The following is a 6,634-nucleotide window of genomic DNA, read 5'->3' on the forward strand; positions in this document are numbered from 1 at the left end:
TCTCAACTCAATCGGGATCAAACCGTTACACGGGTTTACAGATGGCGACTCCCGGGGCAAAGTCTCCGGTTGGACCATACAGTTGTTCTCCGGTTGTGGTAAAGGCCACCAGTCTCCTCGAGTACCGGGGCATAAAAGTCAAAATATACAGCAGGGACTCGTCCGAGTTCAGCGCCATCATATTGACACCAACTATGGGTACTGGTCTCAGGTTGTGATTGAAGCTGCTCGATAGCGTCAATCTTTCGGCAACTGGGTCAAAATTGAAGATTTGTACCTCCAGTGAAGTCAGCACGTACACTTTGCTCCCGTCACGGGACACCAGTATCGTGTCCGGGTTGCCGCTCAAGCCAACCCTGCTCGTTTCACCGAAATAATCCGGGCTGCTCGTATCCAACACGACTACTTCCTGTGCCCCCCAGTTGGCGACAAAGGCAAAATTGCCGTCGGGTGAATAGGCGAGGTTCGCTGGAGAATCACCTATCTCCACTTCGCGCCCGGTATCCGTCAGGTTGCCTTCGGCATCGATATGATAACGTCTTATTCGGCCTGTAGAATAACTAGCAGCCAGAATGAGGCCGTTACCGTTCGGCGATACGACCACGGATTGCGCATCTGCCGGAATGGATTTGACGGTTTGATCGGAAAACGAATAGCAGATCAATTGACTGAACGCACCGACCGCATATCGGCTATCCGGCGTAATGTCGAGACTGAACACGGGCACCGGAGTAAAGACCGTATGCTTCAGCGAAGGCGGGTTAGTCGTCAGGTCGATATCCAACAGTTTAAAGCCGCCGGAGGAGGATGCGACGAGCGCTCTGCTGCAATCTCTTGATATGACAACATTATTAGTATCTATTCCTTGCACATCCAAATTAACCTCACCGATAACAGGTGAAAGTGTTTCGTCAAAAAATTGAAGCTTACCATCGAGGGAAGTCACCAATAAGGTGTCGGTAGGCAGACGGTGACTTGCTTGTCCGGCAGCCACCCCTCCGTCGGACTGCACGCCCGGTACGATCCCCAGGAGAGTACCTGTGAGGTCGAAGGCAGCAAGCTGGTTTTGACCAGAGATGATTAACTTCGTCTCCGTGGCATCCAGCGTCATTCGTTCTACGCCGAAATAACTGACAATATTCAAGTTATGATTGAATCGTCCCGTCAGGCTCAGTCTTTGGGCCACCGGATCGAACTCGAAGCTGGCGACCTCCTGCGTAGTCAGAACGTATACTCGCTGTCCGTTTTTAGATACGACGATCGTCTGCGGGTTCCCAATGACAGGCGTTCGGCTCGTTTCTCCGAAATAATTCGGGTTTCCGGTATACAGAACCACGATTTCATTAGCGAAAAAGTTGGCTACAAAACAAAATCGGCCGTCGGGCGTGTAGGAAAGGTTGAATGGCGTGTCGCCCGCCATCACTTCGCTCCCGGTATCCGTGAGCATGCCCGCATTGTCAATCAAATAGAGCCGCACCCTGCCTTGGTCGAAGCGGGCAGTCAAGATGCGACCGCTCAAGTCGGGGGAGACCGCCACCGCTTGCGCATCCGCAGGGATCCAGCTGCCGTCTCCGTGCTCAAGACTATATGACACCATATTCAGCTGCCCAACAGAAGTTCCGTCCACGCTTACGGCAAAGCGGTTATCGGCACTGAGAGCCACGTCTTCCAGCGCGGTGGGTGAGTGGAAAGTATTTACAACGGATGGAGGTTCCGTGCGTAAATCGATTTCAAACAACTGTTGAGTTAAAAAGGCGCTTATAACCGCTTTATTAAAATCGCTCGTAATAGCTACATCCATAATATCGCCATCGATACTGATTTGCTGAGCTACTGTTAGCGTATCCGTGTCGACAAAGCTGACTCTTCTTATCGCGCGTTCAATGGCGATGACATAATTGTTGGGTAATGCGTTCATCGGCTTGTCCTCCTTTTCAAAATGCTTTATTAAAACCTATCATTCTAGCAAAAGGATACAGAAATAAGATAGGTTTCAATATTATATGAGAACAGCTCCAGATGGCCCCGGCTATGTTATTAGTTACAACAATCTTTATTCAAATCTATCGGAAGCGCAGCGGTATTGTCATTTCTATGATGGAGTCTTCATTATCGTCCATAATTACTGCCTACCTTAAGCCGCTTACAAAATCGAGGATTACTTCAAAATACCGCTCAGGCTCCTCGAATCTTGGAAAATGACCGCTATTGTGAAATAATTCCGTTCGTCTGCATGCACCTTTACTAAACGCCTCAGCTTGCTCCGGGCCCGTGACAAGATCGTACCTTCCTTGCAGTAGAAGAGCGGGACACGTTATATGTGTCAAATCATCAATCAGCGATGCAAACACGCTTCCCTCTTCGTAGAGCTTCTTCTGATGGGTTCCGCTGCGCGACCAATGGTGTGCTGAAATTCCCGATTCGGCCACCATTTTATCAAAAAAATGTTTGTCTTCGCCATGCACATAAAGCTCGTCACGCTTATCTCCCAGCCGGTGCAAATAACATGAAAGCTCCTCCCAAATGGTCTGTGCATCACGAATTGTCGCCGCTTTCATGCAGGCCGCTGCATCATCGATTTGTCCCAAGCGCTTGTACATATCCGCTGCTCCTTTTAAGATACTTACTGATGAGCTGTGCAAATCAAAAGTAGGACATTCATAGATCAGGCTCGTCACGACATGAGGCATTTGCAAGCAATATTTCGTGCCAATATACCCGCCAAAGGAATGGGAGATGACGCCCCAAGATTGCAGCTGGAAATATTCACGGATCGTTTCAAAATCCGCAATAATATCCTGAAGTCCACATGCCTCGTCTTCTTCAAGCGGATCGGAGCGCAGCACTCCGCGCTGATCGACAGCGATGATTCTGAGGAATTCGGATAATGCCTTGCCCTGCAAATGCAGGAAATCATAAGAGCCCGTCCCAGGTCCACCATGTATGTACACATAGGTTGGAAAAGGCTCCTCTCCGACAACCTCATAATAGACCTTCTTCTGATTTGGAAGTTGAATATATCCCTTCATAATGGACCCTCCTTTTTTCTTCACAACCTGCCGTTTGCTCATCATCTTAACCTATACGCTGGCGTTCATCATCCGCCTCTAGAAGTAATTACGGGCCTTCATGAGTTCGCTCAATAATCCGCTTCGTACCTATTTCCTAAAAACCTTCTCTTCATTCTGCAGCTGCGTGTTCCTTCAATTGGGCGGAGACAATATCACGCTCTTCCTCAGATACGTGATAATAATAAATGCCCTGAATCATTTGGTTGGAGCCTGTTATCTCAAGCGATTCAATTTGATAGTCGTTCCAGTCTTTTTTGAACTGCAGGAAAAAGGATTTCATTTCTTCAAAAGAGATATTTGTTTTAATATTTTTACCCATGATGTTCAATATTTCTTCGATCTTAAATACAGAAGATAACGATGCCGTTTTTTGCAGTAAAATGGTTAGAACCTGCCGCTGGCGTTCATTTCGCCCCAAATCTCCTTTAGGATCGGATTTCCTCATTCTGGTATAATGCAGCGCTCTCTCCCCGTCCAATTGAATCTGCCCTTTGTCATAATGATGTTTCTTTCTTCCATATTGATCCATTTGATTAAAGGCAAAGTCGTTAACTACTTCAATTCCTCCGAAAACATCAACAAGCTGAGTTAACCCCTCCATATTTGTCTGAACGACGTAATCGATCGAATGGTTCAAAAAGCGTTCGACCGTTTTTTTCATCATTTCAGTTCCACCATATGCATAAGCATGATTGATTTTATCCATTTTATCTTTCCCGACGATTTCTACTCGCGAATCACGTGGAATATTAAACATCAATGCATTTTTAACCGCAGGATTCAAAGACACAACGATAATGCTGTCCGCCCTCCCCGGATCGCCGATTTTCGGCCGATCGCCAATACCAAGCAATAAAAAGGTAAGCGATCGTTCGATCTCTCCGGTTTCAGCCGTCTCTTTCTTTTCCGTCTCCTCGAACGTGATCTGCATTTCTTCCGCCGTCTTTTCCATAGCACGATAAATATAAATCGTATAGCCTATTGCAATAATGACAAATGACAACAAAACCGCTAGACTGATTTTCAAATGTTTTTTCATGCAAACCTCCGACTGAGCAATGAATGTAAACACAAAGAGCCCTCCCTATAAAGAGAGAGCTTGCAGCTTATAGCTGCGTTTGTTCTGGCTCTTAGTGTTTTTCATGTTAACTTACCATGAAACATAAAGGGTTATGAAAAAGTTAAGTTACCCTTCAATGGATAGCATGGAATTCGCTTATGCTTGGATGCGCTGAACATCTGTCTGTCCGACCGTGGCCGCTTCCGGCGACTGATTAAAGGCAAGCGGCAAGCTTCTTATATCTATCGGCGCGGGTTCTCTCCCAACTGCATGCAATGCGGCGATTCTTGCCTTGGCCATGGAATATACGGTAGCCAAGCTTCTTTCTGCATCACCCGTCACATATATAGAGTCTGACGCAGTTTGCCCCGCCTCATTGCTCGCAACAGTGCCATATTCGTTCAAGGTTAAGCCGACAGCTTTTCCATCTGCACTAACATCTCAACCAAACTTATGTTCCCATTATGTACTACATTCATTTAACATTCAAAGTAAAGTAATCATGCCCTGTGTGCAAAGCTGAGCTGTAACCATTCCCTTAGAAATGAAAGCTTAAAACAAACAAGAGAATCACATGGGCACCTGCTTTTTCATTATACGCCCAGCTTGGGCTACATCGTTAGGGTGTAAATCCCAAATAATGACGTAAGACTTACCGGATGAACTGGCCAATAATCAACCACCAGGATAACTGTCAGCGGAGGAAGAACTCAAACGTGCAAAAGCGAGGATCAAGCTACTAAAAGCATCCTAAAGAAAGATCAGGGCGCTCGAAAGCCAAAACCACTGTCAAAGTGGAATTTGTTGGGCAGTTTCATTCACCGAAAGCCCTTCTGCTTCACGTAAAAATCTGATAAATTGTTGTTTAGGCATTTTCAGCATCCTTTCAATTTCCATCGCTACGTTACGTATACCTATCGATAGGAGGAATAGTGGGATGCTGGAAAGTGTCTCTTCTTTACTTTTTACTTAAGCATTTTACGCTGCTATCTTCGGCATTTCTATTATGCACTAAACACCAGTTCGATCCAACATCAGGGATGGATATGCTAGCTAACGGATATGTTCGAAATGGCTTAAGAAGTGCAAGAGTTATTTGCGATCTCCTTATTTCAGAACACGGAGCTTCCGGAAAACGCTTCATAACTGAAAAGCCACATATTTTTTACGATGTATGTAGGAGTATTAAATCTAATGAGAATATCGAAACAACTCATATAAGTATTGACGATCGGTACTATCTCCAGTCGCTGGAATTTAGTTTCCTGCTATACTATAGTTTTTTCTATTGGCACCATTTGCGCTCGGAAAGACCAAGATTACAGATTTACGAGTTGGCCGTTCTTCGTCAGCTGCGGCCGAACGCACCGCAGGCTATGCGCAGAAGTACCAGGAATACGGAAGAACTGCATGCATAAGCTGACCTGCTTTGTCAACTGCAGCCAAACGTATCGGCCGGCTGCGCCCTGAAGCTTAAATAGATAAGCAAATGGCTCTTCAGGAATCAATCTTAGAACGCAACCATTAAGCAGTAAGAGGCCGAGCAGTCGAAGGATAGACGCTCAACCTCTTTATTTTTTACCCGATGTTGATTTAGTGTTATCTTTTTTTGGTATTAATAGAGGTACTACTATTAATAAAATTCCGATAACTAATGTAATCATTGGAATGTTCCAAATATAGTCGGGTGTGATATCGGATAGTTTTTTGAAACTATCCCCAGCCGATTCGCTGTTTGCCATGTAGATCAGTATTTGTTCTAATCCACTTAAAGCTATCAGACAAATGCCAAGAAGACTTGAATTTTTCATTTTAACACCCCTTAGTAAACAATAGATTGAATTCATTCAAACGAAGAATTCAATCTATTGTTAATTTTACTAATTTTCAATGACTATCGCAATAATTCCATCTGCAAAACCTGTTGCTGGCGTAAGAGCTGGGGATGCACCCCATTCACCTTTCTTTTCCTTCACTAATCTAAAATCACCGCCGGGTAATGTAACATAATGCTTCAAATTTCCTTTGGTAAAATTAAACTTTGGTGCCCAAGTAAGATAGCCCTTCTTCCCCTTAGGAACAGTTAGATCAGTTCCAATCGTTGTAGTTGAAATCGCTGATTTTGTCCAAGTAAAACTTGCTGATGAGCGAATTGCTGGTATTTCAATGGTTTCGACACCTACAGAAAACTCCTCCGTGTTCGAGATTCCTTGTTCTAATTTTATTGAACATGGTGCAGCGCTATTTCTGCAATCCGTGGTAGGGGTTGCTTTTTTAGGATTCATTAATTCCGACCATTTTTGGGTTTCCTGATATTTGACCAATGACACCACATCAAGTGGAACTATGTCGTCATCTTGATTAGGAACCCTGAAGTCAGACGACAGCGGATTCCTAGACTTTTCAAGTAAAAGTTTGTATTCATCGATAGGAATTTCCGTTCCATCTGGTGTAAAAGCCTTTAAGTAAGTAATTTTATTGACTCAACTTTCGCAGAGCCAAA

6 protein-coding genes are annotated in these 6,634 nt (G+C 44.7%); all 6 read right to left on the minus strand.

Annotated elements, in window-relative coordinates; all coding sequences use genetic code 11:
* Positions 1-25: 25 nt before the first annotated feature.
* Positions 26-1,918, minus strand: coding sequence for a beta-propeller fold lactonase family protein (locus A372_RS0103550; protein WP_019419465.1), 1,893 nt, complete (start codon positions 1,916-1,918; stop codon positions 26-28).
* Positions 1,919-2,129: 211 nt separating this feature from the next.
* Positions 2,130-3,029 carry an alpha/beta fold hydrolase gene (locus A372_RS0103555; RefSeq protein WP_019419466.1) on the minus strand — a complete coding sequence of 300 codons (900 nt, stop codon included), beginning with the start codon at positions 3,027-3,029 and terminating at the stop codon, positions 2,130-2,132.
* Positions 3,030-3,180: 151 nt separating this feature from the next.
* Positions 3,181-4,110 carry an LCP family glycopolymer transferase gene (locus A372_RS0103560; protein ID WP_026010874.1) on the minus strand — a complete coding sequence of 310 codons (930 nt, stop codon included), beginning with the start codon at positions 4,108-4,110 and terminating at the stop codon, positions 3,181-3,183.
* A gap of 177 nt (positions 4,111-4,287) precedes the next feature.
* The gene (locus A372_RS0103565; RefSeq protein ID WP_157259421.1) at positions 4,288-4,536 is read right to left on the minus strand and encodes a hypothetical protein; all 249 of its coding nucleotides are present in this window, start codon (positions 4,534-4,536) and stop codon (positions 4,288-4,290) included.
* Between the two features lie 1,166 nt (positions 4,537-5,702).
* Entirely contained in the window at positions 5,703-5,942 is a 240-nt protein-coding gene (locus tag A372_RS0103575) for a hypothetical protein (protein ID WP_019419470.1), read from the minus strand.
* A 69-nt stretch (positions 5,943-6,011) separates the two neighbouring features.
* A complete protein-coding gene (locus tag A372_RS0103580) occupies positions 6,012-6,455 on the minus strand; it encodes a hypothetical protein (RefSeq protein ID WP_019419471.1) in 444 nt (147 codons plus the stop codon).
* Positions 6,456-6,634: the final 179 nt, after the last annotated feature.

The sequence above is a fragment of the Paenibacillus sp. OSY-SE genome (assembly GCF_000283315.1).
Lineage (GTDB): Bacteria > Bacillota > Bacilli > Paenibacillales > Paenibacillaceae > Paenibacillus_B > Paenibacillus_B profundus.